This is a genomic window from Microbacterium sp. Ag1 (assembly GCF_001005635.1).
Classification (GTDB): Bacteria; Actinomycetota; Actinomycetes; order Actinomycetales; family Microbacteriaceae; genus Microbacterium; species Microbacterium oxydans.
Window position 1 is genome coordinate 285021 of sequence record NZ_LBCR01000032.1, and the last position, 23951, is coordinate 308971.

The 23951-nt window shown below is 66.0% G+C and carries 26 protein-coding genes; 10 read left to right on the forward strand and 16 right to left on the reverse strand.

Annotation, left to right across the window (positions count from 1 at the left end; genetic code table 11):
• Positions 1–2 precede the first annotated feature (2 nt).
• From AAY78_RS14530 to AAY78_RS20285, 7 genes are all read right to left on the reverse strand, one after another.
• Complete coding sequence (locus AAY78_RS14530; RefSeq protein ID WP_046748989.1) at positions 3–422, reverse strand: hypothetical protein; 420 nt, start codon at positions 420–422, stop codon at positions 3–5.
• 2 nt (positions 423–424) lie between these two features.
• Entirely contained in the window at positions 425–820 is a 396-nt protein-coding gene (locus AAY78_RS14535) for a hypothetical protein (protein ID WP_046748990.1), read from the reverse strand.
• Positions 821–822: 2 nt separating this feature from the next.
• Positions 823–1431 carry a hypothetical protein gene (locus AAY78_RS14540; RefSeq protein ID WP_046748991.1) on the reverse strand — a complete coding sequence of 203 codons (609 nt, stop codon included), beginning with the start codon at positions 1429–1431 and terminating at the stop codon, positions 823–825.
• 57 nt (positions 1432–1488) lie between these two features.
• A complete protein-coding gene (locus AAY78_RS14545) occupies positions 1489–3105 on the reverse strand; it encodes a hypothetical protein (protein WP_046748992.1) in 1617 nt (538 codons plus the stop codon).
• A gap of 64 nt (positions 3106–3169) precedes the next feature.
• A complete protein-coding gene (locus AAY78_RS14550; RefSeq protein WP_046748993.1) occupies positions 3170–4321 on the reverse strand; it encodes a phage portal protein in 1152 nt (383 codons plus the stop codon).
• A gap of 59 nt (positions 4322–4380) precedes the next feature.
• Positions 4381–5820, reverse strand: coding sequence for a terminase large subunit domain-containing protein (locus AAY78_RS14555; RefSeq protein ID WP_046748994.1), 1440 nt, complete (start codon positions 5818–5820; stop codon positions 4381–4383).
• A 101-nt stretch (positions 5821–5921) separates the two neighbouring features.
• Positions 5922–6218, reverse strand: a complete 297-nt coding sequence (locus tag AAY78_RS20285) for a recombination protein NinG (RefSeq protein WP_082108705.1) — start codon at positions 6216–6218, stop codon at positions 5922–5924.
• An 806-nt stretch (positions 6219–7024) separates the two neighbouring features.
• Between AAY78_RS20285 and AAY78_RS14560 the strand changes: the two genes are divergently transcribed.
• Positions 7025–7225 carry a hypothetical protein gene (locus AAY78_RS14560; protein WP_046748995.1) on the forward strand — a complete coding sequence of 67 codons (201 nt, stop codon included), beginning with the start codon at positions 7025–7027 and terminating at the stop codon, positions 7223–7225.
• Positions 7222–8592 (forward strand): DNA primase family protein, encoded by a 1371-nt coding sequence (locus tag AAY78_RS14565; RefSeq protein WP_046748996.1) that lies wholly within the window; start codon positions 7222–7224, stop codon positions 8590–8592. Before AAY78_RS14560 ends, AAY78_RS14565 begins: the two co-directional genes overlap by 4 nt.
• 96 nt (positions 8593–8688) lie before the next feature.
• Here AAY78_RS14565 and AAY78_RS14570 read toward each other — a convergent pair whose 3' ends face one another.
• Positions 8689–9291 carry a DUF2576 domain-containing protein gene (locus tag AAY78_RS14570; protein WP_046748997.1) on the reverse strand — a complete coding sequence of 201 codons (603 nt, stop codon included), beginning with the start codon at positions 9289–9291 and terminating at the stop codon, positions 8689–8691.
• 26 nt (positions 9292–9317) lie between these two features.
• A complete protein-coding gene (locus AAY78_RS14575; protein WP_046748998.1) occupies positions 9318–10862 on the reverse strand; it encodes a recombinase family protein in 1545 nt (514 codons plus the stop codon).
• Between the two features lie 136 nt (positions 10863–10998).
• Here AAY78_RS14575 and AAY78_RS14580 point away from each other — a divergent pair, with 136 nt between their 5' ends.
• From AAY78_RS14580 to AAY78_RS14590, 3 genes are read left to right on the forward strand one after another with little or no spacing between them, the layout of a single operon-like run.
• On the forward strand, positions 10999–11400 hold the full coding sequence (locus AAY78_RS14580) for a TadE/TadG family type IV pilus assembly protein (protein ID WP_046748999.1): 402 nt from the start codon (positions 10999–11001) through the stop codon (positions 11398–11400).
• Complete coding sequence (locus AAY78_RS14585) at positions 11369–11827, forward strand: hypothetical protein (protein ID WP_046749000.1); 459 nt, start codon at positions 11369–11371, stop codon at positions 11825–11827. The genes AAY78_RS14580 and AAY78_RS14585 overlap by 32 nt, the downstream gene beginning before the upstream one ends.
• Positions 11828–11877: 50 nt before the next feature.
• On the forward strand, positions 11878–12261 hold the full coding sequence (locus AAY78_RS14590) for a hypothetical protein (protein ID WP_171011067.1): 384 nt from the start codon (positions 11878–11880) through the stop codon (positions 12259–12261).
• A gap of 9 nt (positions 12262–12270) precedes the next feature.
• Here AAY78_RS14590 and AAY78_RS14595 read toward each other — a convergent pair whose 3' ends face one another.
• Both AAY78_RS14595 and AAY78_RS14600 read right to left on the reverse strand, forming a co-directional pair.
• The gene (locus AAY78_RS14595; RefSeq protein ID WP_046749002.1) at positions 12271–12831 is read right to left on the reverse strand and encodes an NUDIX hydrolase; all 561 of its coding nucleotides are present in this window, start codon (positions 12829–12831) and stop codon (positions 12271–12273) included.
• The gene (locus AAY78_RS14600) at positions 12828–14087 is read right to left on the reverse strand and encodes an MFS transporter (RefSeq protein ID WP_046749083.1); all 1260 of its coding nucleotides are present in this window, start codon (positions 14085–14087) and stop codon (positions 12828–12830) included. The genes AAY78_RS14595 and AAY78_RS14600 overlap by 4 nt, the downstream gene beginning before the upstream one ends.
• Positions 14088–14208: 121 nt before the next feature.
• Between AAY78_RS14600 and prfB the strand changes: the two genes are divergently transcribed.
• Entirely contained in the window at positions 14209–15318 is a 1110-nt protein-coding gene (prfB, locus tag AAY78_RS14605; RefSeq protein WP_046749003.1) for a peptide chain release factor 2, read from the forward strand.
• Between the two features lie 52 nt (positions 15319–15370).
• Here prfB and AAY78_RS14610 read toward each other — a convergent pair whose 3' ends face one another.
• From AAY78_RS14610 to AAY78_RS14615, 3 genes are all read right to left on the reverse strand, one after another.
• Positions 15371–16057, reverse strand: coding sequence for a septum formation family protein (locus AAY78_RS14610; RefSeq protein ID WP_046749004.1), 687 nt, complete (start codon positions 16055–16057; stop codon positions 15371–15373).
• Entirely contained in the window at positions 15997–16464 is a 468-nt protein-coding gene (locus AAY78_RS19575; RefSeq protein ID WP_082108706.1) for a DUF2510 domain-containing protein, read from the reverse strand. The genes AAY78_RS14610 and AAY78_RS19575 overlap by 61 nt, the downstream gene beginning before the upstream one ends.
• Before the next feature lie 198 nt (positions 16465–16662).
• The gene (locus AAY78_RS14615) at positions 16663–17724 is read right to left on the reverse strand and encodes a DUF2510 domain-containing protein (RefSeq protein WP_046749005.1); all 1062 of its coding nucleotides are present in this window, start codon (positions 17722–17724) and stop codon (positions 16663–16665) included.
• A gap of 184 nt (positions 17725–17908) precedes the next feature.
• Between AAY78_RS14615 and ftsE the strand changes: the two genes are divergently transcribed.
• From ftsE to smpB, 3 genes are all read left to right on the forward strand, one after another.
• Entirely contained in the window at positions 17909–19057 is a 1149-nt protein-coding gene (ftsE, locus tag AAY78_RS14620) for a cell division ATP-binding protein FtsE (RefSeq protein WP_046749006.1), read from the forward strand.
• On the forward strand, positions 19054–19968 hold the full coding sequence (ftsX, locus tag AAY78_RS14625; RefSeq protein WP_046749007.1) for a permease-like cell division protein FtsX: 915 nt from the start codon (positions 19054–19056) through the stop codon (positions 19966–19968). Before ftsE ends, ftsX begins: the two co-directional genes overlap by 4 nt.
• A 63-nt stretch (positions 19969–20031) precedes the next feature.
• On the forward strand, positions 20032–20508 hold the full coding sequence (smpB, locus tag AAY78_RS14630) for an SsrA-binding protein SmpB (RefSeq protein WP_046749008.1): 477 nt from the start codon (positions 20032–20034) through the stop codon (positions 20506–20508).
• A gap of 21 nt (positions 20509–20529) precedes the next feature.
• Here smpB and AAY78_RS14635 read toward each other — a convergent pair whose 3' ends face one another.
• Together AAY78_RS14635 and lexA are read right to left on the reverse strand one after the other, a co-directional pair.
• On the reverse strand, positions 20530–22410 hold the full coding sequence (locus tag AAY78_RS14635; protein WP_046749009.1) for a S9 family peptidase: 1881 nt from the start codon (positions 22408–22410) through the stop codon (positions 20530–20532).
• Between the two features lie 127 nt (positions 22411–22537).
• Entirely contained in the window at positions 22538–23224 is a 687-nt protein-coding gene (lexA, locus tag AAY78_RS14640) for a transcriptional repressor LexA (RefSeq protein ID WP_046749010.1), read from the reverse strand.
• A gap of 290 nt (positions 23225–23514) precedes the next feature.
• Between lexA and AAY78_RS14645 the strand changes: the two genes are divergently transcribed.
• Complete coding sequence (locus AAY78_RS14645) at positions 23515–23883, forward strand: LysM peptidoglycan-binding domain-containing protein (protein WP_046749011.1); 369 nt, start codon at positions 23515–23517, stop codon at positions 23881–23883.
• Positions 23884–23951 lie beyond the last annotated feature (68 nt).

The window sequence follows — 23951 nt, forward strand, 5'->3', positions numbered from 1 at the left end:
ACTTACGGCCCTACGGGTAGAGTGCCGGTCGTAACGTCACCGATGACAGGGAACTGAACCGTGAACGATGCCCACGTGTCAATTGCTCCACCGATCTCGATAGCCGGAATCGTCACGGTTACCGTGCGGGTACGTCCGCCGTCCTCAGGGGTAAGGATGAACGTCTTCTCCTGACCTCGGTTCTCGCGAAGGTAGGTGTAGTACGACTCGTCTGCATCGTCCTGGAAGGCGACTGTCTCCAGCGTCCATTCCGGGTCGGTGTAGCGCACCCAGCGGGCACCCGGCTTCAGGCCGCGCGCAGAGATAGCGGACTGTGTAGGGGTGATCTTGACGGAGGTCAGCGCGGCGGCGTAGTCGTCGCCTTCGATCGTGAGGACAGCGTTCGACATGAAGATCGGCTGTACGGGGGTGATGGTTGCCATGACTAGGCCTTTCGTGTGGTGTTGGCGTGAATGGTGATGGTGAACGCGATGCCGCGCCCGCCGAAGTCGTCGCGCTCGATGCGATCCCAGGTGCGAAGCCCCGAGTCTTCGAGCACGTCGAGAAGGGTGTCGAGCCAGTCGTCAAGCTGATCCTCGGAAGCGTTCACAGGTGCCACGAGATGCAGCGCGAAGGTGTGATCGAGGAACGCATTAGGCGCGTAGCTCGCTCGCTCGACGGACTGCCGCGCAAGTAGAAGGGTCGGCTTCAGAAGCTCGACATCGAAGACCTCGGCATAGCTGCGGGTGAACGCGAACGTCTTGCCTGCTGCGGCGTTGACGGTCTTCTCGATCTCGGTGCGTAGCTCACGGAAGCTCGATGCGGTTACGGGTAGTGGCATGATCAACGCACCTTCGGGACGCGTACGGGACGGAGCAGGGCGCGAACGCTCCAGTCGAGGGGGAAGGATGATGCGCCGTACTCGTACTCGTCATTGCCGAAGCCACCGCCAGGCTTGACCGTCCCGGAGTTCAGGACGTTGCGCGCCTGCATGATCTGCGCATCGCGCCATGTTGACGGGACGGGGAAGGCGTCGGCGTCGTCAAGTTCGAGATGTGCAAGGCACGCACGGCGCGAGCCGGCGAGTACGACGTACAGCGCTTCGTCGGTGAGCTTGTTCGTCCAGACGCGGCGAGCCGACGTGACGGTGTGCCAGTCGAGCGCTGAGAACGTATCGACTGGATCAACGATGATCGGCTCAGCCTCGAATGACTCTCGAGTCCCAGGGCCGGTGAGAGTCACCGTCACACCGAGAAGACCCGGTGTCTCGAAGATCGAGGGCACAGGCCACGGCGCGACGACGGCGTCATCTGCGATCGAGGCGAAGAGGGTATGCGTGTCCACCTTGACCTCGGCGTTTGCGAACGCGCCAAGCTCGACCGGCTCACCGTCGCGCGTGGGCACGATAGCGAGCGGTTCAGCGGGGATGTCCCCGACGCGGTAGACGGTCATACCCGCCCCCTTTCAGGTGGAGCCGGGACGCGCCAGACGACGCGCCCCGGCAGCGGGTCAGCCGCCTACGGTGTAGGGGGTGACCAGGGCGAATGCGGCAGGGTTCGTGACGGCTACACCGAGAGCGGCGTAGTAGTTCACGTCGAGTCCACCCTTAACGAGGTCGGGTGCCTCGGCGCGGACGGGGACGCCCGGAAGCTCCAGCGCGGTCATGCCGGAACGCGTTCCGACGATGATCGTTCCCGGGTCGAGTTCGTTCGCGATGCGGAACTCGAAGCCGTTGAGCTCGCCTGACTTGAAGCCCAGCGTTGCTGAGACGTAGCCGAGAATGTCGGCACGGTTGGTCTTGAAGATCGACTTGTAAACGTCGGGCGCGATGAGCGCGAACGTGGGCGTGTAGTCGCGGCTGTAGACCTCGAAGATTCCATCGATCAGGGCGGAGACGCCCGCGCCTGCGTCGAGGCCTGCGGGGTTGTCGGCCATGATGTCGTTCGCCGTTGCGGCGGTGTCGATTGCGGCGAAGACCTTCGCGTCTGCCCAACGCTTGTACGACTCGATCATCGCTGCGCCGTGCGCCTCGAAGTATCCGGCGTGACCGAACAGGCGGTGCTCGATCGCGATGTCGTGTCCACCTGCCCATAGCTCGGCTTCACCCTCGAATGGGGTCGTGGTCGGGGAGTTCGACGGAACGTTGGTCTTGTTACCGGCCCATGCGGCACCGGCAGGCTTGACGTTCCACTTGTAACCGGCGAACTTCTTCGAGGTCAGGTCGCCGTGCCCGATCAGGGGCAGGTACTTCTGTTCGAACTCGTTGCCGGTGTAGATGTCACCGAGCCACTGCGGAACACGCTGCTCCACAACGGGCGAGCCGGAAGCGTCGTACTTCACGTCGGACAGAGCCGCGAAGACGCGAGTCTGTGCGACGAATCCGCCTCGGTTCTCGATGCGTGCCAGCATCTCGGGGGACGCGCTACCGGCGTGTACGCGCTCGGCAATGATGTTCATCTCGGACAGGGATAGGGGTGCCGCCTCGGATGCTGCGGCGTGAACTGTGGTGTCAGGAAGGGACACGGGAGTCTCACTTTCGGTTGGGGCCGCTGCGGCGGCGGTTAGGGGTTCCTCGGCCTCGGGTTCGGCGTCGGGGGTATAAGTCGCGGACTCGCCTTCGGGAGTCGTCACGGTGATGTCTTCGGGCAGGGCGTCGGCCTCTAGCGCCAGGTGCTCGCCGTCTGCCTCGGTCGCCTCCTCTGCGAGGACGCGGGCGGACGGAAACGCGGGACGCTCCACGAGGGCGGCGGCGAAGATGCGGACGGCGGTTGCCGTGGTGCCGTCGAGATGCACGTCGAACTCAGCGGAGACGCTGCGGCGCTTGCCGTTCGGGTCGGCGGCATCCGCGAGCGCGGCGTCTCCCTCGGGGGTGCGCGCGATACGGAACGATGCTCGAACGGCGTTCTCCGTCGCTTCGAGCGAGACGGCACGGCCTACCGGCTGCCCTGAGTCGTGATCGAGGTTGAGTGTCACGATGTCGGGATCGGCAGGGAGCGTGACAACTTCAGCGCCGGGAATCGTCATGCGTCCCGAAGAGGTGTTGCCCTCTTCGCGGAACGGCAGAAGATCAGCAACAAGAAGTCGCTCGTTCAGGTCGGCGCGGACGCGCTTCGCTTCCCAGCGCACATGCGAAGGGGAATCATTCTCAATAACAATCGAGACGGGTGTCAGGGTTTCGATAGACATGGTGTTAGGCGGCTTCCTCGGTCGGCTCTACGCGCTCGGTGCGCGGAGCAGGTAGGGCGTTGGGATCGTTCGTCTCGGGCGCATCTAGGCCGGTGCGGCTCGGGGCGTCTAGAAGCTCGGTCAGATCGAACTTGATCGAGATGCCGTTGGGGGTGATGTCACCCAGGGAGAGGCGAGACTGGATCGGATCGAGCCAGCCGCGAAGAGAGAAGTCCACGAACCGGCTGCGCTGTCCGCGCTCGGTCGTGTACGTCATCGAGTCGATGGAGCTTGTACCTTCGAGCAGGCCGGAGGGGATGCCCGTCAGCTTGGCGATGTCCGAGATGACGGCGTTACGTGCGTCGAGCAGGAACTGATTCGAACCGTCTGGAAGATCAAGCGGCACGAGGTCAGTACCGAACGGGACGTACACGTTCGCGCCACCCTTCGCGCGGCGTGCCGCTGCGTAGGTGTCGAGGTATTCGTCGATCTCGTCGTCGGTGAGGTTCGCGGCCTGATCCGTCTCCTGAAGCTTGATCAGGGGAGACGGGTTCTCGCTGCGCGCCTTGATCGTGTCTTCGAGGTCGAGAGCATGGGCGATCGTGCGCCAACCGGCGTTGATGAGTCCGGGGTGAGCGGACTGGATGAAGGCGTACGTACCTTCGGGGGCGACCTTGCCTCGGATGAGGACAACGCGCTTCGTGCCCTGCACTTCGGTGCGCCAACCGTCCGCGCCGCCGATCGGCACATGCAGCAGGTCGAGGGGGTAGCTGTCGGCGCCGCGCTCCACGACCTCTACGAGGGAATAGCCCACGTAGTACAGATCGGACAGGATGCGGCAGTTACGCAGATAGGCGGACTGGAAGACATCGCTCGTGCGGTCGAGCCATGTCGGCTGCTTGGCCGCGAGCGTTCCGTCACGGTTGAATGCGCGGAGGGGTAGTGACCCGATGGTCTGATGAAGCAGGTTCTCACCGGCAAGCACGCCGGGAACCGTCTGCGCGAGTTCGCGGCTCGGCTGATCGTAGGTCGTATCGAGACCGATCAGCTGCGAGAGGATGACCCGGTTCAGTGACCCTTCGGCCCAGGGCGAAGAGATGCCCAGCCCTCCCGCTTCACCGGGGAGGGCTGGGAATCCGCCGTTCGAGTGGCGGAAGATAGCAGGAATAATGTTCATTGTCTAGTACCATTTTAAAGCAGATTGTAAGGTTCAACTAGTTGACAGTGTGCAATGTGCTAAGCGGCTACAAATCGCATGCCGCGTCGGCTACGGTTCGGCTGCTCGTCGTATTGGCGCAGGGCGAGCGCGGCTGCTTCGATCGGGGACACGTCGCCGCCCTCATCTGGCAGGCCAAAGCCGAAGCCCTTACCGATCTCGCGTCGGCGGGCGATGGTCGCGGCGGCGTCAAGCTGCGCCTGTCCGAAGTGGCGCAGGTTCCCGGAGTTGAGTTCACGCATGAACAGGGCTGACGCATCGGTGACTTGTGGCGTCTTGTACACGACCATGCGCGGGCGCGCGGTGCCCTTCTCGATTGCGGCGACCTCAACGCGCATCGCGGCGCGGTTATCGTCGTACGCGAACATGGCCTTCGGGCGGGCGGTCGTGAAGTCGCTCACCCATCCCGGAAGCCAGCGTGTACCGTCGTCCCACTGCACGACCATGACGCGAGCCGTGCCGTCGTCCTCTCGCCAGGCGGCGCAGACGGACGCTGACGACTCCAGATAGTTGACTGCGAGCGCCAGGCCCGCGTTATCCGGTACGCGCGGCAGATCATCGCTCAGCGCCGCCTCGCGCCACTTCGCGGGAAGGATAAGCGCGGCGGAGTTACCCGCGTCCTCGAAGATCGACAGGTACTCGGCCATGAACTGCGCGCGCCCCATGTGCGGGTAGTCGGCGCGCACGAGAGATAGCGGCGTGAGGTTGTCAGGCTGGATGCCGGGGTGCGATGCGAGAAGCAGAGGCTCGACCTGTTCCCATGTCTCGGCGTCCTCGATGGTCAGGTCAATGCCCGCGCTGTATTCGAGGATGCTCGTACCCTCATCGCCCGCTCGGCCCGCTTCGAGCGCGTCCCACAGCGCGTTCCCAGCACGCTGCTTGCCTGCCGTCCCCGAGAGGATTAGAAGCGGCATGTCGATCACCTTGCCGAAGCGCGTGTTCTGCGTCGGGCGTGCGGTCGAGAACCATCGCGTGGCGCGGGTATCAGCCATGCCCTGCGCTTCGTCAAGCCAAAGGATGTCCCACGTCTTACCGCGTAGGTCGGCCTCAGTTCCCGCCACGAGAAGACGCGAGCCGTTGTCGAACTCGATGCGCTCGCCTCCGTGCTCGCGCACGATCTTGAACGGGCGCGTGTCGGGATCGGGGTACTGATCGCGGAGCACGTCGAGCACGTACAGCACGAACCACAGGCGGATAGCCTTGCCGGTCTCACCTGACGACAGCGCGACCTGTAGACCCGGCTTCAGCGAGCACATGCCCAGAAGCCACGCCATGATCGTTGTCGTCTTGCCCGCCTGACGCGGCACGATGATCACCGAGTGCCGTCTGTTCGAGGACAGGCAGTCCACGATGTGCAGTTGCTGCGGGAAAACTCGAGACTGCTCGGGATAGTGGCCCATCATGCGAAGGCCTTCGAAAAGTGCCTGCCGGTGGAGCGGATCGGAGCGGTTCTCGGACACAACGCGGGGCGCTAGCCCGGAGTCGCGAACGTCCTCCCAGCTTCCGGAAAGAAACTCCTTCTGGAGCCCAGTCGACGGCTCAGCCGTTCTCTCAGAAGTGGTCACCATGACGGGAACTCCCCGCGCTTCGCACGAGAGCGAGCGCGGTTCGTCTTCGCTGCGCCCATGCGCCCGCCGTCTCGCAGGTTGCATCGGGCATGGCTCGGCCCTACGTTCGCAGGCACGAGGCCCAGGTGTGGGGCGAGGCTCACGGCGATGATGTGCCCGACGTGCCACTTCTGGGTACGGAGTACCGCACGCCCGCAGTCAACGCAGGGTGCAGGTAGGCGCTTCTCGATGAGGGCGCGCTGTACGTTGCGGAAGTCGCGCCACGCCTTGGTTCGGTGGAAGGCGGTCATGATGCCGCCGCACGCGCGCGCCGCGCATCGGCCCGCTGCGCAAGCCGGTAGTCCCGGTTCGCATCCCGGCAGGTGTAGCCGTCAGCGTTCCCCGGGCACTCGCGGCACTTGTGGTTGTTGTAGGTCGAGAGTGTGCCGTGCTTCGGTTCCCGGGGAAGAGCCGCCCCGGATCGGCCAAGTAGCGGTAGTTGATCCATGTCAACTATTGTACCGCGAATTGCACAAGTGACCATTCTGAGCGTGACCATTATATAAACCACGCAAGAGTACGGGCACTAAAGTTCGAGATGTAACGATTGCCCGTTCGAGCTGGCGTCGAGGTGGTCGAACCTGCGATAATGGGTCAGGTCGAAGTCGTGGGGGCAGCGGGGCAGTTTTTCGCCACATACTGCGTTCAGCGGGTGAAGCAGCCTGTCTCCGATTCTTCGTAGAATCACTACCCTGGGTGCCCTATCCCAGTCATAGAGCGAAACTACCTACCCCAATCGCTACCCTGAGCTTGCCCTGAAAGTACCCCAAGGTATCCAGCAATTCCATAGAGTCAAATGCCTGGGGCAGTTTCAGGGCAACGTTTGGGGCAGGCTCGATGTCAAACATAATAGACATTGCGAATTGGTGCTATCCTATTGATGTGCCCGCAAAGACCTTAAAGGCGGTCCGATCCGGCACACTCTTAAGCTCCAGTCACGAGCCGCCTTTCTGGTACAATGGTACTTGTAGAAATTCTTCTCTCTTATGAGATGCGGCCCCCGCCTGATGTTCGTGACTGGATCAGTTCGGGGGCCTCATCATATTGAGAGCAAGAAATGTCACCTACTCCGATCGATCCTGAGTACACGGATCGTCACCCCATCTGGGGACTGCCCGCCCGCCTGATCATCGACGGTTCGCCGTTCTGGTACGACTCGTACCTCGACTGCTGGACGAACGGCCTCGGCGTTGAACTCACCGGACGCACGATCATGCTCGGCATGAGTCTGCGTACCCGTGTGGAGGTCGCACGATGAGCGCCGTCAAGCTGAAGGCCGGGAACTACTTCACCGAAGGCGGCATGTTCAAGCCGCACGCCCTTGCTGTGGATGTCTCGACCGGCGTTGCTATCGGGCCTGACGGCTCACTGTGGTCATACGAAGGCGGCGTGTACCGCCCTGATCCTGACGTGGTTGATCGCCGCGTGGCGCGCACCCTGCGCGACCGATACACGATCGGCCGCGGCTCGGTCACCGAACGGCACGTGCGATACATGCCTGAGAAGATCGTCGCCCACCTGTCCGCCGAAGAGCCGCCCGCCTGGGATCGCATGATCAACCTCCGGAGTGGCATGTACGACTGGCACTGGAATCAGATCGAGGAACATCACCCCGTCTACCGATCCACGATCCAGCTTCCGTTCGACTACGACCCGGACGCGACTTGCCCGAACTTCGATGCGTGGCTCAACTCGGTTCTTCCGGACGAAGTTCACGGCCTGCTGTGGGAATCACTCGGGTACATGCTCATGACCGGCAACCCGCTTCAGACCGCGTTTCTCCTGCTCGGTCGAGAGGGCACCGGCAAGAGCACCCTTCTGCGGATACTCGAAGCGATGCTGGGGCGTGAGAACATCTCAGCCGAAAGCCTGAAGAGCCTGACCGAAAACCGGTTCGCCGCGTCCAGCCTCTACGGCAAGGCCGCGAACATCGTCGGTGACATCGATTCGAACTACATGGATGACACGAGCCTCTTCCTTCAGATCACGGGCGGCGACACCATGACGCACGAACGGAAGGGGAAGGACGCGTTCCCGTTCCGCCCGTTCGCTGTGCCGATCTTCTCGACGAACAAGGTCTGGCAGAGCGCGAACACGTCGGGCGCGTACTTCCGGCGCTGGACGATTCTTCCCTTCGATATCCAGGTGGACCGCTCGAAGCCGTTCGATGAGTCGGCGCTACACGCTGAGATTCCCGGCATCTTCAACAAGGCGATGAACGCCCTGCGTGCGCTGTACTACCGCACCGAGCCGAAGCAGGTCTTCGACGCTGACGGTCGTCCCACTGATCAGGTCATCGAGGAACCGGCCCGGTACTTCGAGATCGTCGGCGCGGCGAGCGAGGCACGCGAGCGCTTCGCCCGTGAGTCTGATCCGATCCGGGAATGGATGGATGCTGACGAACTCGTGTACGCCGACGCGGGGAACACGAGCTACCGAGTGCCGCGCTCGACGCTGTACGCCCGGTACGCGGCATGGTGCGATCAGAACAACGTGCGCGCGAAGAGCGGCCCGAAGTTCTACACCGCGATTCGCAACCTCGGCTACCGCGAGTTCAAGTCGAACGGCGTCATGACGTTCGAGGGCGTGTACGTGTATGTTCCGGGCATGGCGGGTGTCGCGTGATCGCGCTCGGGATCGCGATCGGATTCTTCGCGGCGGTCGGGTCTGCCCTCGGTGTTCTCGCAGGGCGCTGGTATGCATCCGATCGCGGGGACTGACTTACGCCTTGGCCTTGCCTCGGTCGAGAGAGTCAAGCCAGTTGATGTAGCTGTCGCTCTCGTCCTTGAAGTCCTTCAGAAGCTCCCTGACGCGCGTTCGGCTTGCATCCTCGGCACGGCGATACCTCTCCTGATCGCTCAGGTTCTTGGAGAGTATCTCCCGCGCCTCGCTTGATCTTTCCTCGTCGCCGCGTGAATCTGCGTTAGCCACGTGCTGCTGCCAGTCCACGACTGATTGCTTCGCCATAGCGGACATGTACTCGTCATGGAACGCGGATTCCCACTTGATGGATAGCCCGCTGACCTTGGCCTCGATCCGGCCAAGCCGAGCTGCTTCGGGCACTCGTTGAGCGAGAGCAGAGAACTCCTCGATGGTTCCGTCGAAACCCGTAGGCGGGGCGGTCAGTGGCTTGCCCAGTTGAAGGATGGTCGAGAGGTCCGTTGTCGACCGACGAAGAGACTCCAGCTCCTTGCGAATCTGATCACGAATGTCCCGCCGCCTTGCCAGCTCCGGCGCTGTCTTAGCGAGGTAGTGCGCGCGCCACGCGACGGCGAAGGCAGCGATCGCGACCGCGAACGCGAACGGGTCGAACTGAATCTGCATGCTCGAAGCGTAGCGGGGGAGGGGAGTCAGAGAACGATGCGACCCGGGATGACTCGCACTCGCTCGGCACCCCGCCCGCCCACCTTCACGAGGCAGACGAATCGCGCCCGAATCAGCGCCTGCATGTCCTCCAGCGGAACCTCGTTGAAGGCTTCGACAACTCGCTCGATCGCATCGCTTTCGAGTTCCGACAGGGGAGTGTCTTCCCCGAACATGATGCCTTCCATCACGTGCTGCAACTGAGACATGACCCGGAAGACGTTCCCACCTACGCGGTTCGCTTCGACCCGATCGCGCTCGGCGCGAAGCTCGGCGCGCTCGGCGCGGATGACTTCGAGCTTGCCCTTCAGTCGGGCCTTGTTCCCCAGCCCTTCGATGAGCGCATCCTCGGCGCGCGACTCCTGCTCATCGAGCGCGGCGAGCTTGTCGGCAATCTCTCGAAGCTGAACGCCGTACGTCGGTGCCTCATCCTGGATGCCGTACCCGATGGACATGAAGCCCATGACCTGAAGCGCGACCTCGTTTTCTGCGATCGTGCTGCGGATGCTCGCGTGACGCCGGGTCTTGTCGAAGGCGGTCTGGCTGCACTTGTAGATGTCGTAAACGTTGCGCGGTCCGCCCTTGCGCTGGGAGTAAGACTGAGTGAAGTGCATCGGTGCGCCGCACTCGCACTTCAGGATGCCGCCGAGCGCAGACTTCGCGCGAGCGCCCACGGGCGTTCCGATTTTCACTCGGGCCTGTAGCTCTTCGAGTTCGCCCCTCGTGATGATCGGTTCGATTTGGGAGTTCGGAAGTTCCGCCCCCTTGTGCATGAGAATCCCGGCGTTGCGCGGCCTGAGAAGCAGGCGTTGAACCGTGGTCGTAGTCCAGTACCCACGCGCCGGGGTTGGTTCGTCGTCATAGCGGCCCCGGCGCTCACGCTGCATGCCGTCCGTCTTCAGCCCCATCGCGTTCCACCGATGAGCGATTGCCGTCATGCTCGCGGTGCCGTCGAGATAGTCGCGAACTGCCTTCCGGATGTGAACCGCTTCACTCTCGCGAACATGAATCCGGTCCTCGTAGCCGAAGCTTCGAACCGTCCAGATCGGCATGCCGTTCGCACGCTCGCGGTCGTACCGGCGTTTCTGCCGTGCCATGCGAACGCGCCCCTCGCGGCGTCCAGACGCGAAGATCGATACCGCAGTTTCCTCACCGGCTGGGGTGCCCGGGTCGAGCCTGCCGTCAGTGTCCAGGTGCCAGGTCACGCCGCCCTGCGTCGAAGCCTGGATGAACTGCAAGCCGTCGAGGTACGTGCGCGCCAGACGCTCACCCTCCACGGAGTACAGCACATCGAGTTCCCCGGCCCGCATCGCGTCGAGAAGGCGGCGAGCATCGGGGCGGTTCTCTAGCGTGGTGTCATCGATGTTGCGCCCCGAAGCCGCGATACCGTCGTCAACGAAGACGTGACGGGGGTCAACGGTCACCCCGTCATCCTCGGCAAGCCTCATGCAGATTTCAACCTGAATCTCGGTCTTGGGGACGGACTTGTCCGCTTTCGAGATACGGGCATAGATGCCCCCGCGCTTGGTCATGTGTGAAAGTCTACGACTGGCTGGGTCCTCGTCACATTGATGACCGCCGGGTTGGTGGTGCTCATCTGGGCCGTCGCGGGCCCCGCGCTCACGTCGCTGTTCGAGCAGGCGATCCAGCGGGTGTCGGAACTCTGAGATGGACGACCGGCGTGTGTGCGCGGATGATCGCGGGTCGGCTCCGGTGGAGTTCGTGCTCGTGGGCACCCTCCTGACCGCGCTCACGCTCGCGGTGCTGCAGCTCGCATTCGCGGTGTACGTGCGCAACGTGGTCCACGATGCCGCCGTCGAGGGGGCCTACCACGCTGCACTCGCCGACACGACGCCGCAAGAGGGTGTGGATGTCACCCGGGAGGTCATCTCGCGCGCGGTCGGGTCGGAGTATGCCGATGACGTCCGCATCGGAGTCTCCGGTATCGCGCCGCACGAGACGGTCGACGTCCGAGTCCGTACGACGTTCCCCCTGCTGGGGTTGATCGGCATTCCCCTCGCGATGGAGGTGGAGGCGCATGCACCTGCCGAGACGTTCGGGGAGGAATGACGAGGGATCGGCTGCCCTCGAGTTCATCGCAGCCGGGGTGATCCTGCTGGTCCCGCTCATCTATCTCGTGATCGCGCTCGGCGCCATCCAGGAGCAGACCTTCGGAGCGGAGGCGGCAGCGCGGCACATCGCTCGTGTGATCGCCCGTGCTCCGGACGCGACGACGGCCGCGGAACGGAGCGACGCAGTGCTCGCCGGCATCGTCGAGGAGTACGGTCTGGACGAGGACACGGTCGACCTGACGCTCTCCTGCACACCGCAGTCTCTCGAGTGCCCGGCGGCTGGCGCGACGATCGTCGTCTCCATCTCCACGCGGGTACGGCTGCCCCTGATGCCGGAGGTGATCGGCCTCGACAGGTCAACCGCCGTCGCCGTTCAGGCCGAGGCCGTGCAGAAGATGTCCAGACAGTGGGGTACCGAACGGTGACGCCGGGCCGTCGCACCCTCGGCGCCGGGATCGAGTATGACGAGGGGAGTGTGCTTCTCCTCACGCTCGGGTATGTGCTGCTCGCGCTGGCCGTGATCTTCGTGTGTGTCTGCGCCACCGACCTCTACATCGCCCAGAAGCGGTTGGATGCGCTCGCCGATTCCGCTGCACTCGCCGGGGCTGACGGATTCACGCTGATGGTTCGCGACGGCGGCGCGCGAGCCGAGCTGACCGACGCCGGTGTCGAAGAACAGGCCGCGTCGCTCGTGGTAGCGGTGCCGGGCGATGCTTCGCTCACCGCTGCCGGAACGCCCGACGGCGTCACGGCGCGCGTCACCGTCGCCGCACAATGGCATCCGCCGTTGGTGTCCCTGTTCGTGCCTGACGGACTCCCGCTCGAGTCGACGGCCACCAGCCGCACGGCGCTGCGGTGAGAACCCCGCTCAGCGCGGGCTCTGCAGCTGCGTGAGCAGTCCGGTGAGACGGGGCACGAGCTGGGGTGGCACCTCCGCTGGCAGGGCATCGACGGGCCACCAGCGCAGGTCCTCCGACTCCTCGCGCACGGTGAGCGCCGACTCTCGGTCGACCACGACGGCGATCCCGATGTCGAGGTGCGAGGCGCATGCGCCGAAGCGCGAAGACAGGCCGTGGTGGTCGAGGTCGTAGGCGAGGGGCGCGTCCGCCGGGTCCACCACGATCCCGGTCTCCTCGCGCAACTCCCGCAGCGCGCCGGCCATGACCGATGCGTCTCCGTCCTCGACGTGGCCTCCCGGTTGCACCCAGAACTGCCCCTTGCGGTGGAAGACCAGCAGCGTGTGCTGGAACGTGGCATCGAACACCACACATGATGCCGTGAGGTGGTCAGGGCCTGCCTCGCGGTGCACAGGCCCGCCGTCGGCATCGAAGAACGAGGCGAAGTCCGCCTGCGCTGCGCGGTCTCGTGCGGATCGGGGGACGAAGGTCGCGACGAGGCGATGAGCATCCGCCTCAAGGTTCGGGATCATTCCGGGTCTCCTTCCGGCGGCTCTTCGCCGGACTCGGGCCGTGCTCGAGGGACGAACTGCGGGATCCAGCGCAGGAACCCGAGAGCACCCACCAGGCCGATGGCGCCCATCGTGGCCGCGGCGAACGGGAGCGAAGCCACCGCCGTGATCGCCGAGACGAGCAGCGGGGCGATCGCCCCGCCGGCATCGGTGAGCGTGCGCCACGAACCGAGGAAGGCGGCGGGATCCCGCTTCGGCGCGACATCCGCCCCCAGAGTCAGCAGGATGCCGCTGGACAGGCCGTTGCCGACACCCAGGACCGCGGCGAACATGCCGAACCACAGCACAGCCGCGTCCCCGTCGTGCGTGAACGACAGCGCCAGGAAACCCGCTCCCATGAGCACCATCGCCGGCATCGCCGCCCACAATCGGCCGAACCGGTCCATCACCTGGCCGCTCGCATAGAAGAGCGCGAAGTCGATGGCCCCGGAGACACCGACGACGAGGGCGATGGTCGATGCGTCCAATCCCAGGGACAGCCCCCACAGGGGGAGCACGACCTGGCGGGCCGACCGGACGGCGGAGAGCGAAGCGGCGGCGAGGCCGAGGCGTCCGAGCACCGCACGCTGGCGCCACATCGTCTGGAAGATGCCCAAACGCTCGACCGTCGGGATCGAACCGCTCACGGCCTCGCCGGAGTCCTCCGCATAGCGCTCGCGCGTGGCCGTCGTGACCGGCGGGACCATCTTCTCCGGATCGGGCCCGAAAAGGACCAGCGCGACCATCACCACGAGGCAGCCGAGGAAGAACCAGATCGCTGCGCTCTCGCTGCCGAAGAGCTGCAGCAGTCCTGCCGCGATGAACGGACCGACGAAGATGCCGAGGCGGAAGCTCCCGCCGAGCAGCGAGAGCGACCGCGCGCGGAAGGCGACAGGAACCCGCGTGGTCATGAACGCGTGCCGGGCGAGGCCGAAGGCCGCCGCGCAGATGCCCAGCAGGAACACCGAAGCCGCCAGCACACCGAGCGATGGCGCGAACACCATTCCGATGCCGGCGACGATCGAGATCACCCCGGCGATCACCATGGTGTAGCGCTCGCCGATCCTGCCGACCGCCCATCCGGCGGGGAGGTTCCCGCACAGCTGGCCGATGACGAGGCAGGAGGCGACGAGGGCGGCGAACGCCACGTCCGCTCCCATGGAGACGGCGAGCACCGGGATGAGCGGGATCACCGCACCCTCGCCGAGCGAGAACAGGATGGTCGGCAGATACACCATCGGTCCGAACTGCCGAAGGACCGTCGATGCGCTGCTCACGACTTCACGCTACTCCCGTTGCCCGGAGCTCCCGGACGATGGCGTCCCCGTGCGGGCAGGCGGCACGTTAGGCTGAGGTGTCATGCTCGAACTAGATCTCTCCGCCGAAATCCAGGCGCTCAGGCACACCTTCGGCGACATCAGCGAGGTCGTCGATGTCTCCCGTCTCCGCGACGACATCGCGCGTCTCAGCGAGGAGGCCGGCGCTCCCGACCTCTGGGACGACACCGAGAACGCGCAGAAGGTGACCAGCGCCCTCAGCCACCGCCAGTCGGAGCTCGCCCGCATCACCGGCATCGCCCAGCGTCTCGACGACCTGGAAGTGCTGGTCGGTCTCGCGAACGAGATGGGCGACGAGGACTCAGCGCAGGAGGCCCGCACGGAGCTCGCTGCGCTGACCGATCTGATCAACCAGCTCGAGGTGCAGACGCTCCTCGACGGCGAATACGACGAGCGCTCCGCGATCATCACGATCCGCTCCGGGGCCGGCGGCGACGACGCCACGGACTTCGCCGAGATGCTGATGCGCATGTACCTGCGCTGGGCCGAGCGGCACAAGTACCCCGTCAAGGTCATGGACACGTCTTACGCGGAGGGCGCCGGCATCAAGTCGGCGACCTTCGAGATCGACGCTCCCTACGCCTTCGGCACCATCTCGGTCGAGGCCGGAACGCATCGTCTCGCCCGCATCAGTCCGTTCGGCTCCGCCGACAAGCGGCAGACGTCGTTCGCCGCCGTCGAGGTCATCCCGCTGATGGAAGAGGCCACAGAGGTCGACATCCCGGAGAGCGACATCCGCGTCGACGTGTTCCGCTCCTCCGGCCCGGGTGGGCAGTCGGTCAACACGACCGACTCCGCCGTGCGCCTCACGCACCTCCCGACCGGCATCGTCGTGTCGATGCAGAACGAGAAGTCGCAGATCCAGAACCGTGCCGCCGCCATGCGCGTGCTGCAGACGCGACTCCTGCTGCTGCAGAAGGAGCAGGAGGCTGCGAAGAAGAAGGAACTCGCGGGCAACATCACCGCGAGCTGGGGCGATCAGATGCGCTCGTACTTCCTCTACGGCCAGCAGCTGGTCAAGGACCTCCGCACCGGCCAGGAATCCGGCAATCCGGCTGCGGTCTTCGACGGCGACCTCGACGACTTCATTTCGGCGGGTATCCGCTGGCGCAAGCGCAAGACCGAGGACTGAGTCCACGAAGAAGGCCCCGGAGCGATCCGGGGCCTTCTTCGTATCGTTGTGGTCAGCGACCGGAGTCCCGCAGGGTGCCGGTCACATCGTCATAGCTGAAGAGGATGCACTGCACGGTGCGGTCCCCCTCCCGGATCCACGTGCCCTTCGTCGGCTGGTAGTTGTAGAAGTCGAGCTCCGAGGCCTCGTACGAGGTGCCGACGTACGCCTGGAACGCCTCGTAGCAGCCGTTCCACGAGGTCTCGGTGAGGGCGTCGTCGCCCGGGAACTCACCGTCTTCCACGTCGTAGATGAAGAAGACCTCGTCGGTGTGCGGCTGCTCGCAGGGCACGACGGGCAGCTCGAAGACGAGCTCGTCCTCGTCGTACACGACCAGGGGCAGACAGTCACCGACCTCGAGATCGGCGAAGTTCGTCATCTCGGCGCCCTCGATCGCGGACGGGTCCGGACGTTCCGTGGACGTGCCTCCATCCGTCGGCCGTTCGCTCGGGATCGCGGACGAAGCACCGTCCGACGATGTCGCGGCGAGCAGCAGCAGCGACACGGCAGCCGCGAGCACGGCTCCGATCACAGCGAGGGCGAGACCGGTGATGCCCGGCCACTTCCGCCCGCGCAGGAACAGGGAGACGAGCGACATCACGAACCCGACGGCGAGGAGTGCCCACCCGGCGATCGCGATCACGGGGATGCACGCGCAGACGACGCCGATGACCACGGCTGCCAGGCCGATGATGCCCACGACAGGGACGCCGGGGCGGGCTTGCGGGGTGGAAGGCGTGGGCCACGAGGCTGCCGGATACCCGCCGTATGGAGCGGAGATCGCACCGTTCGAGGGCACCGTCCCGGCGGGGAGGCAGGCATCTGGTGCGCGAGCGTGTACGGCGGGGCGAAGGGCGCGGGTTCGAGGTCGGCCACGGTCCCGAGGGGCTGACCCGTGGCGGCGGTCGTCGGGACCCCGGGGTCCGTCGCCGCTGCGGGAGCCGTCGGGTCAGCAGCGACGTGCGCGTCCTCGGCAGTCGAGGTCGTGACCTCCGATTCCGTGACGGCAGCGGGGTGCCCGGTGACGACATGCTCCGTCCAGCTCAGCCCATCCCACCACCGTCGGTTCCCGGAGCCGTCGTCGTACCAGCCGGCAGGTGTTGTCATCAGGCGTTCCCGTGCGTCTTTCTCGGTCGGCGATTGCGTGGTGAGGTCGTCCTCGCGACGCCGGCCGTTCTGCGAGGGGCGGCCGTCAAAGATGACGGTAGCGCCGGGGACGCCCCTGTGTCGAATACCGGTTCGATCACACGAAGAAGGCCTCGAGAGCATTGCCCTCGAGGCCTTCTTGAATTGAGCTGACGTCGCTCAGGGAACGAGGCAGGCCGTGATCGCCTCGGTATCGCTGAGCACCTCGGCGACACCGTACAGAGCGTCCGTGTCGGTGAGATTGCCGTCGCTGTCCGCGATCGTGCGCAACGTCGCGTTGTCGAGATCCGAGGCCACGAGCAGATCGGCGAGGCAGGACACCTGGGGCTCCGTGTACCCCTCAGCGCCCGACGAGGCGAGGATGGCGGTCAGTCCCTGCGCCACTTCCGGCGAGGTCGGACGCACACCGGCGTCGGGCCCCTCGCTCTCCGGCGGTGCCGATGCCTCGATCGAGGGGGAGGAGGTGGGCAGCTTGTCGATCTCCTCGCTCACGCCCTGTGCGAAGGCGAAGAGGTAGACGAACGACATGATGATCCCGATGATGGTGCCGACGACCGCGAGGACGAGGCCCGCGATGCCCGGCCACTTCTTGCCCTTCAGGAAGAGCGAGATCAGCGAGACGACGAAGGCGGCCGCGAGCAGCACGAAGCCGATGAATCCGACGACCGGGATGAAGACCAGGATCGTGCCGAGCGCAGCGACACCGAGACCGACGAGCCCCAGGACCGAGAGCTTCTTCGGCTCCTCGGAGACCGGCTGCCCGTAGGGGGCGGCGGCGGGGTAGCCCGTCGTGGTGCCGGGGTAGGCGGGTGCGACGCCGGGGTAGGCGTCCGTGGACTGTCCGGGGGCGGCTGCCGGGTATGCGGGAGGGGCCGCCGGCGCGGAGTAGGCGCCGAGGTCGTCGCCGAGCGGGGTCGTCGCGGCGGTCGCACCCGCAGCATCGACATCGCCCTGGTCCGCGGGGGCCGACGAGCCGTGCTCCTCGGGAATGATCACCGTCTCCTCGGACGGACGGATCACCGTGTCTTCGATCGCCGTGTCTCCGATCACCGTCTCCTCGATGACCGTGTCCTCGATCGGCGTGGTCTCGGAGACTTTCGGCTCCTCAGAGGCCGACCCCGCATCCGTCGCCTCAGGGGCGAAGTGTTCCGTCCACTGCTGGCCGTCCCACCAGCGCTGCCGTCCGGATCCGTCGTCGTACCAACCTGCAGGTGTCGTCATGGCTCCCCCTCGAAAGAACTCGGCGACCGCTTCGTGCGGTCGGCATCTTCATGTATAGCAGTGGCAGGTGACGCGGCGGTGGCGTGTGCATGGGGAGCAATCCCCATCCGGGCGGAGGGCGGACGTGCCTGTGCGGGGTGTCGCTCGCCGTCAGGGAAGAGCCCGCGCTTAGGCTCGTAGCGCCATGATTCGGTTCGAGAACGTCACGAAACGCTACCGCGGGACGTCGAAGCCCGCCCTCTCCGGTGTCGACTTCGAAGTGCAGCGCGGGGAGTTCGTCTTCCTCGTCGGGGCCTCGGGTTCCGGCAAGTCGTCCTGCCTGCGCCTCATCCTGCGCGAGGACGTCCCCACCTCGGGACGGGTCGCCGTGCTCGGGAGGGACCTGCGAGCCCTCGCGAACCGCAAGGTGCCATACTTCCGCCGCCATATCGGGTCGGTGTTCCAGGACTTCCGGCTCCTCCCGTCGAAGACCGTCCATCAGAACGTCGCGTTCACGCTCCAGGTGACCGGTGCCTCCCGCGGCTTCATCCAACAGGCGGTGCCTGAGGCTCTCGCTCTGGTGGGCCTCGACGGTAAGCAGAAGCGGATGCCCCACGAACTGTCGGGCGGTGAGCAGCAGCGCGTCGCCATCGCGCGCGCTCTCGTCAATCGGCCCCAGGTTCTGCTCGCCGATGAGCCGACCGGAAATCTCGACCCTGCGACCTCGGTCGACATCATGCAGCTGCTCGCCCGCATCAACGCGGGGGGCACCACGGTGCTGATGGCCACCCACGAGGCCGGTTTCGTCGATCAGATGCAGCGCCGCGTGATCGAGCTGCGCGACGGCGAGATGGTCCGCGATGAGGTGCATGGCGGATACGGCGACACGTCCAACATCCCGCGCCTCGTGCCAGAGGAAGTGCGTGGTGCGGCAGCCGCTGCCGCACTGACCGCCGTCCAGGAGGTGCAGCGCCAGACCGCCGATCTCTCGGTGGTGCGTGCCGCACTCGCAGAAGAGCTCGCCAGTCAGCGTCAGGCTGCGGCAGCAGTCGATCGCGACGGGGAGACGGTGGTTCCGCCCGCCCCGCGCACGGTCGAAGCGCCGGAGCCGCAGCCCGCGGTGCAGGAGGGCGCAGCTGCGAACGTCGTCGAGCCCCCCGCCGTGGTCGAGCCTCCCGCTGCCGTCGAACCTCCCGCGGTGGTCGAGCCGCCTTCGGCCGTCGAACCCGCTCCGGCGGCACGCCCGCGAACGCATCCGATCGTCCTGCCGACGGTCGACGTCGCCGAACTCGGTGTCGCGGATCGCCTCGGTCTCTCCGACGAGGACGACGAGGAAGTGGGCCCGACCTCATGAGAATCGGACTCATCCTGACCGAAGCCCTCGTCGGACTCCGGCGGAACATCTCGATGGTGATCTCCGTCGTGCTGGTCACCTTCGTGTCCCTGACCTTCGTGGGCGCCGCGATCCTCATGCAGGGGCAGATCGGCGTCATGCGCGGCTACTGGGCCGAGCGCGCCCAGGTGGCTGTGTACATGTGCTCGGCCGTGTCGGAATCCGAGACGTGTCTCGACGGTGCGGCGAGCGAGGAGCAGGTGGCAGCCGTGCGTGCGCAGCTCGAGGGCGACGCGCTCAAACCGCTCATCAGCTCGATGACCTTCGACACCAAGGAAGAGACGTACGCCAAACTCGTCGACCAGCTCGGCGCGGACCAGGCGAGCGTGCTCACTCCCGACCAGGCCTTCGAAGTGTTCTTCGTGACCATGAAGGATCCCGGCCAGTCCCAGGTGCTCGCCGAAGCCTTCAGCGGACAAGCTGGGGTCGAGCAGGTGAAGGATCAGCTGCAGTACCTGGAGCCCCTGTTCTCCGCTTTGACCGTCGCGACCTACATCGCGGTCGGGATCGCCGTGCTCATGCTCATCGCCGCGACTCTCCTGATCGGCACGACGATCCGCCTGTCCGCGTATGCGAGGCGCAAGGAGATCGGCATCATGCGCCTCGTCGGAGCTTCCAACCGCTTCATCCAGACCCCGTTCGTGCTGGAGGGCGTGTTCGCGGCCTTCCTGGGGTCGGCTCTGGCCAGCGCCGCGGTCGTCGCCGGCGTGCACTTCGGCGTCAACGGCTATCTGCGGGGAAGGGTGCCGTTCATCACGACGTGGGTCACGATGCAGGACGCGGCACTAGTCGTCCCGGTGCTGATCGGCATCGGAGTGATCCTCGCCGCCCTGTCCGCGGGCTTCGCGATCCGACGCTGGCTGCGCACCTGATAGCCTGAAAGGCTGCGCGGTCGGATCGATCGATCGGGCTCATCACGGCAACAGGAGAGCATCATGCCCAGGGAACGCGGAGAGAAGGTCGTCGCGACCAATCGTCGCGCACGTCACGACTACGCCATCGAGAAGTCGTACGAGGCGGGGATGGTGCTCACCGGCACCGAGGTCAAGTCGCTGCGTCAGGGACGAGCCAACCTCAGCGACGGCTACGCGTTCGTCAAGGGGAACGAGGTCTTCCTCGACTCGGTGCACATCCCGGAGTACTCGCAGGGGCATTGGACGAACCATTCGGCCAAGCGCATCCGCAAGCTGCTGCTGCACCGTGAGGAGATCGCGAAGATCGCCCACGCCGTCTCGGCAGGGGGATACACCCTCATCCCGCTGAAGCTGTACTTCTCCGACGGTCGCGCCAAGGTCGAGATCGCCCTCGCCAAAGGTAAGCGCGAGTACGACAAGCGACAGACCCTGCGTGAGCGTCAGGACACCCGCGAAGCCGACCGCGCCATGCGTCTGCGCAACCGCGTGGGGGAGTGACCCTCGCGGGGGAAGCCGCCCTCACAGACGCGGCTCGAAGCCGAACACACGGCCGAGGAACGTCAGCTCGCGCTCGAGGGCGTCGACGATCGTGTCGGCGCTGCGGAATCCGTGCCCCTCGGCGGGGTACAGCACATACTCGTGGTCGACTCCGCGTGCCGCGAGCGCGTCTCGGATCGCCTCGGACTGCGAGGGCGGAACCACGCGATCCTCGCCGCCCTGCAGCAGCAGCACGGGCGCGTCGATCCGGTCGGCGTGCGTGAGCGGTGAACGCTCCACGTACAGGTGCTCGTGCTCGGGGAGGGGACCGACCAGACCGTCGATGTACGAGGCCTCGAAATCGTGGGTCTCCGCGACGAGCATGCGCAGATCGGCGACCCCGTAGCGGCTGATCCCGGCAGCGAAGGCTCCGCCCCGCACCAGCGCCGACAGCACGGTCCAGCCGCCGGCCGACCCGCCGCGGATCGCGATCCGGTCGGGGTCGGCCAGGCCCGCGTCCGCCAGACCGCGGGCCGCGGCGATCACGTCGTCGACATCGACGATGCCCCACTGGCCGTCGAGACGTTCACGGTACGAGCGGCCGTACCCCGTGGATCCTCCGTAGTTCACGTCGAGCACGCCGATGCCGCGGCTCGTGTAGAACGCGATCGCCTCGGACGCCGCCCCGGTGACGTGCGCCGTCGGCCCTCCGTGCACGAGGACGATGTAGGGCGGGAGCTCGTGATCGGGAGCCGTCGCGTGCGGGTTCGCCGGCGGGTACGCGAACGCGTGCACCTCTCCGTGCGGGCCCTGGATCTCGATCGGCATCGCAGCGGGCATCCACTGCGGATCGACCGGTTCGCCGCCGCGCACCGCCACGGTGGCACCCGATACGACGTCGACGCACCACAGCCCGGCGTTCGCACGCGAACCGTTGCCGGAGAGGAGCACGCGGGTGCCGTCGACATCGTCGACGCTCACATGGCCGTCTCCGGGGAACGAGATGACGTCGACGCGGTCGTCGGCAGCATCATCGGTATCGATCACCACGACCTCGTCGCGCCCGTTCGTCCGGACGGCGACGACGCGGCCGTCGTCGAGCAGCTGATACCAGCGGTTGCCGAGGACCCAGAGTCCATAGCCCGTGTCGGCGTCCGAGGGTGAGACCTGCCGTGCGGTGCCGACCGGGACCACACCGTCCAGGGAGATGCGTTGCAGGGCCCAGCGCCCACCCGGATCATCGGCGAAGAGCAGCTCCGAGTCGCTCAGCCACTCCGGCTGCAGCGCCGCCCGTGAGGGGATCGTGCGCGGAGTGTCCTCACCGACCTCGGCGACCTGCACGTGCGCGTCCTCCCACGGCATGCGGCCCCTGTCCCACGCGACCCACGCGGCGCGGGTGCCGTCGGGGGAGAGCGCGGGGTGGGCGAAGAAACCATCGCCCTGCACGATCACCGTGATCGCGGACGCATCCTCGGCTGCGGAGCCGTCGAGCGGGATCTCGACGATCGCTCGGAGATGCGGCGTGCGGGAGAGGTCTTCGCGCACGGCCAGCAGTCGACCGGACTGCACACGCAGGCCGCCGTGGGAGGGCCCGGGAGGGGTGAGAGCAACGGGCTCGCCTCCCACGCTCAGACGATGAACCCGCTGGTCGTTCGCGTCGACGAAGTAGAGCGTGCCGTGCTCGTCCGCCGTCCACGCACCCCCGCCGTACTCGTGCACACGTGAGCGTGCGCTCCAGGGGGAGGGGAGGATCTCGGCTCCGGAGGAGCTCCGCACCGTCACGCGGCCCTTCTGGGCCGGCACCGACTCGCCCCACCAGATCTCCGAGCCGACGAAACGGGCGCCGTCGATGCGCGGTGAAGACGCGGCGACCGAGGCGGCGGAGAACGGGGATGACCAGGAACCGTAAGGGGACGACGACATGTCTCGAGCCTATGCGGCGTCGCACCGCGTGTGCGGCCACGCCGTGGGCCCGACCACTGTGGAAGCGCGCGAAGGGAAGACGGTCACCGACACGACCAGGCCCGGTCTGCGCTGACCGGATCGAGGGTCAGACGGCGCGGAGCACCGCCACGACCTTGCCGAGGACGACGGACTCGTCGCCGAGGATGGGTTCGAATGCCGAGTTGCGGGGGAGGAGCCAGGTGTGGCCGTCCCGGCGGCGCAGCACCTTGACCGTCGCCTCGCCATCGAGCATCGCCGCGACGATCTCGCCGTTCTCCGCGCTGTTCTGGGAGCGGACCACGACCCAGTCGCCGTCGCAAATGGCGGCGTCGATCATCGACTCGCCGGAGACCTTGAGCATGAACAGGTCGCCCTTGCCCACCAACTGGCGGGGGAGCGGGAAGATCTCCTCGACCTGCTGATCCGCGGTGATCGGCACGCCGGCGGCGATCCGTCCCACCAGGGGGACGAGCGCGGCGTCGCCTACGGGAGTCGCGACGTCGGCCGGGTTCTCGGTGCTGGCGCCCGGCAGATCGATGAGCACCTCCATCGCCCTGGTCTTCCCCGGGTCGCGGCGCAGGTAGCCACTCAGCTCGAGCTGTCCGAGTTGATGGGTGACGCTGGAGAGGGACTTGAGACCGACGGCGTCTCCGATCTCGCGCATGCTCGGCGGATAGCCGTGGTTCGCGATCGAGTTCTGGATGACCTCGAGGATCGCCATCTGCTTCGGGCTGAGGCTCTTCCGGCGGCGCGTGCGCGGTGCCTCCGACTCGGCGGCAGAGTTCTCGCTCATGGTGCTCCTTCAGTGCGTGATCCGACGTCCCTCTTCGAATGTCGGAGGCCCGTGGTGGGGTGTCCTTATCGAAACCGTATCCGAGAATCGGGCCGATCTGGAAGATCTGTTCGAGCGTGTCGGCCTCTTTCCCCGATGTGGTTTCGAAGAATACTTGACAGATGTTCGAACTCGAAGATATCTTCGGTACGTAGCTTCGCATTCCCGGCTCCCGGCCGAGTCGTGAATGCGAACGCTACGCCAACTTCCCCGGCAGCCTCACCGCTCCGGGACAGGCTAAGGAGCACCACATGAGCAGCATCGGCTTCAGCACCGCAGCAGTCATCCCGGCATCGCCCCGTCCTTCGACGAGACTCCGGCTGACGACGCGAGGTCGCGCTGTACTGCTCGCCCTGGCGTCGGTGCCCCTCGCCGCCGGCATCGCGTTCGCGGCGCTCAGCGGCGGCAGCGCGGTCGCGTCGGGTGCCGACACCGCACCCGTCGGCGTCGAGACCGTCACCGTCATGCCCGGTGACACGCTCTGGTCCATCGCCACCGGCGTCGCGCCCGACGCCGACCCGCGCGATGTGATCGGCGACATCAGCCGGATGAACCTGTTGCGCGGTGGGGAGCTGCAGATCGGGCAGACTCTGGCGATCCCGGCTCAGTACGCGCGCTGATCCGGCGGAGGGCTCAGACGAGGAGTTTCTGGGGCGGCGACTTTGCGTCATCAACCTCAAGCGCCGCC

Coding starts and splice junctions, on each gene's coding strand:
- AAY78_RS14565 (WP_046748996.1), top strand. CDS start 7,222: ATGAGCGCCGTCAAGCTGAAGGCCGGGAACTACTTCACCGAAGGCGGC.
- AAY78_RS14645 (WP_046749011.1), top strand. CDS start 23,515: ATGAGCAGCATCGGCTTCAGCACCGCAGCAGTCATCCCGGCATCGCCC.
- AAY78_RS14580 (WP_046748999.1), top strand. CDS start 10,999: ATGGACGACCGGCGTGTGTGCGCGGATGATCGCGGGTCGGCTCCGGTG.
- AAY78_RS19575 (WP_082108706.1), bottom strand. CDS start 16,464: ATGACAACACCTGCCGGCTGGTACGACGACGGCTCCGGGAACCGACGG.
- ftsE (WP_046749006.1), top strand. CDS start 17,909: ATGATTCGGTTCGAGAACGTCACGAAACGCTACCGCGGGACGTCGAAG.
- AAY78_RS14615 (WP_046749005.1), bottom strand. CDS start 17,724: ATGACGACACCTGCAGGTTGGTACGACGACGGATCCGGACGGCAGCGC.
- AAY78_RS14530 (WP_046748989.1), bottom strand. CDS start 422: ATGGCAACCATCACCCCCGTACAGCCGATCTTCATGTCGAACGCTGTC.
- AAY78_RS14585 (WP_046749000.1), top strand. CDS start 11,369: ATGCACCTGCCGAGACGTTCGGGGAGGAATGACGAGGGATCGGCTGCC.
- AAY78_RS14595 (WP_046749002.1), bottom strand. CDS start 12,831: ATGATCCCGAACCTTGAGGCGGATGCTCATCGCCTCGTCGCGACCTTC.
- AAY78_RS14540 (WP_046748991.1), bottom strand. CDS start 1,431: ATGACCGTCTACCGCGTCGGGGACATCCCCGCTGAACCGCTCGCTATC.
- ftsX (WP_046749007.1), top strand. CDS start 19,054: ATGAGAATCGGACTCATCCTGACCGAAGCCCTCGTCGGACTCCGGCGG.
- AAY78_RS14560 (WP_046748995.1), top strand. CDS start 7,025: ATGTCACCTACTCCGATCGATCCTGAGTACACGGATCGTCACCCCATC.
- smpB (WP_046749008.1), top strand. CDS start 20,032: ATGCCCAGGGAACGCGGAGAGAAGGTCGTCGCGACCAATCGTCGCGCA.
- AAY78_RS14635 (WP_046749009.1), bottom strand. CDS start 22,410: ATGTCGTCGTCCCCTTACGGTTCCTGGTCATCCCCGTTCTCCGCCGCC.
- AAY78_RS20285 (WP_082108705.1), bottom strand. CDS start 6,218: ATGACCGCCTTCCACCGAACCAAGGCGTGGCGCGACTTCCGCAACGTA.
- AAY78_RS14575 (WP_046748998.1), bottom strand. CDS start 10,862: ATGACCAAGCGCGGGGGCATCTATGCCCGTATCTCGAAAGCGGACAAG.
- lexA (WP_046749010.1), bottom strand. CDS start 23,224: ATGAGCGAGAACTCTGCCGCCGAGTCGGAGGCACCGCGCACGCGCCGC.
- AAY78_RS14570 (WP_046748997.1), bottom strand. CDS start 9,291: ATGCAGATTCAGTTCGACCCGTTCGCGTTCGCGGTCGCGATCGCTGCC.
- AAY78_RS14550 (WP_046748993.1), bottom strand. CDS start 4,321: ATGAACATTATTCCTGCTATCTTCCGCCACTCGAACGGCGGATTCCCA.
- prfB (WP_046749003.1), top strand. CDS start 14,209: ATGCTCGAACTAGATCTCTCCGCCGAAATCCAGGCGCTCAGGCACACC.
- AAY78_RS14600 (WP_046749083.1), bottom strand. CDS start 14,087: ATGGTGTATCTGCCGACCATCCTGTTCTCGCTCGGCGAGGGTGCGGTG.
- AAY78_RS14535 (WP_046748990.1), bottom strand. CDS start 820: ATGCCACTACCCGTAACCGCATCGAGCTTCCGTGAGCTACGCACCGAG.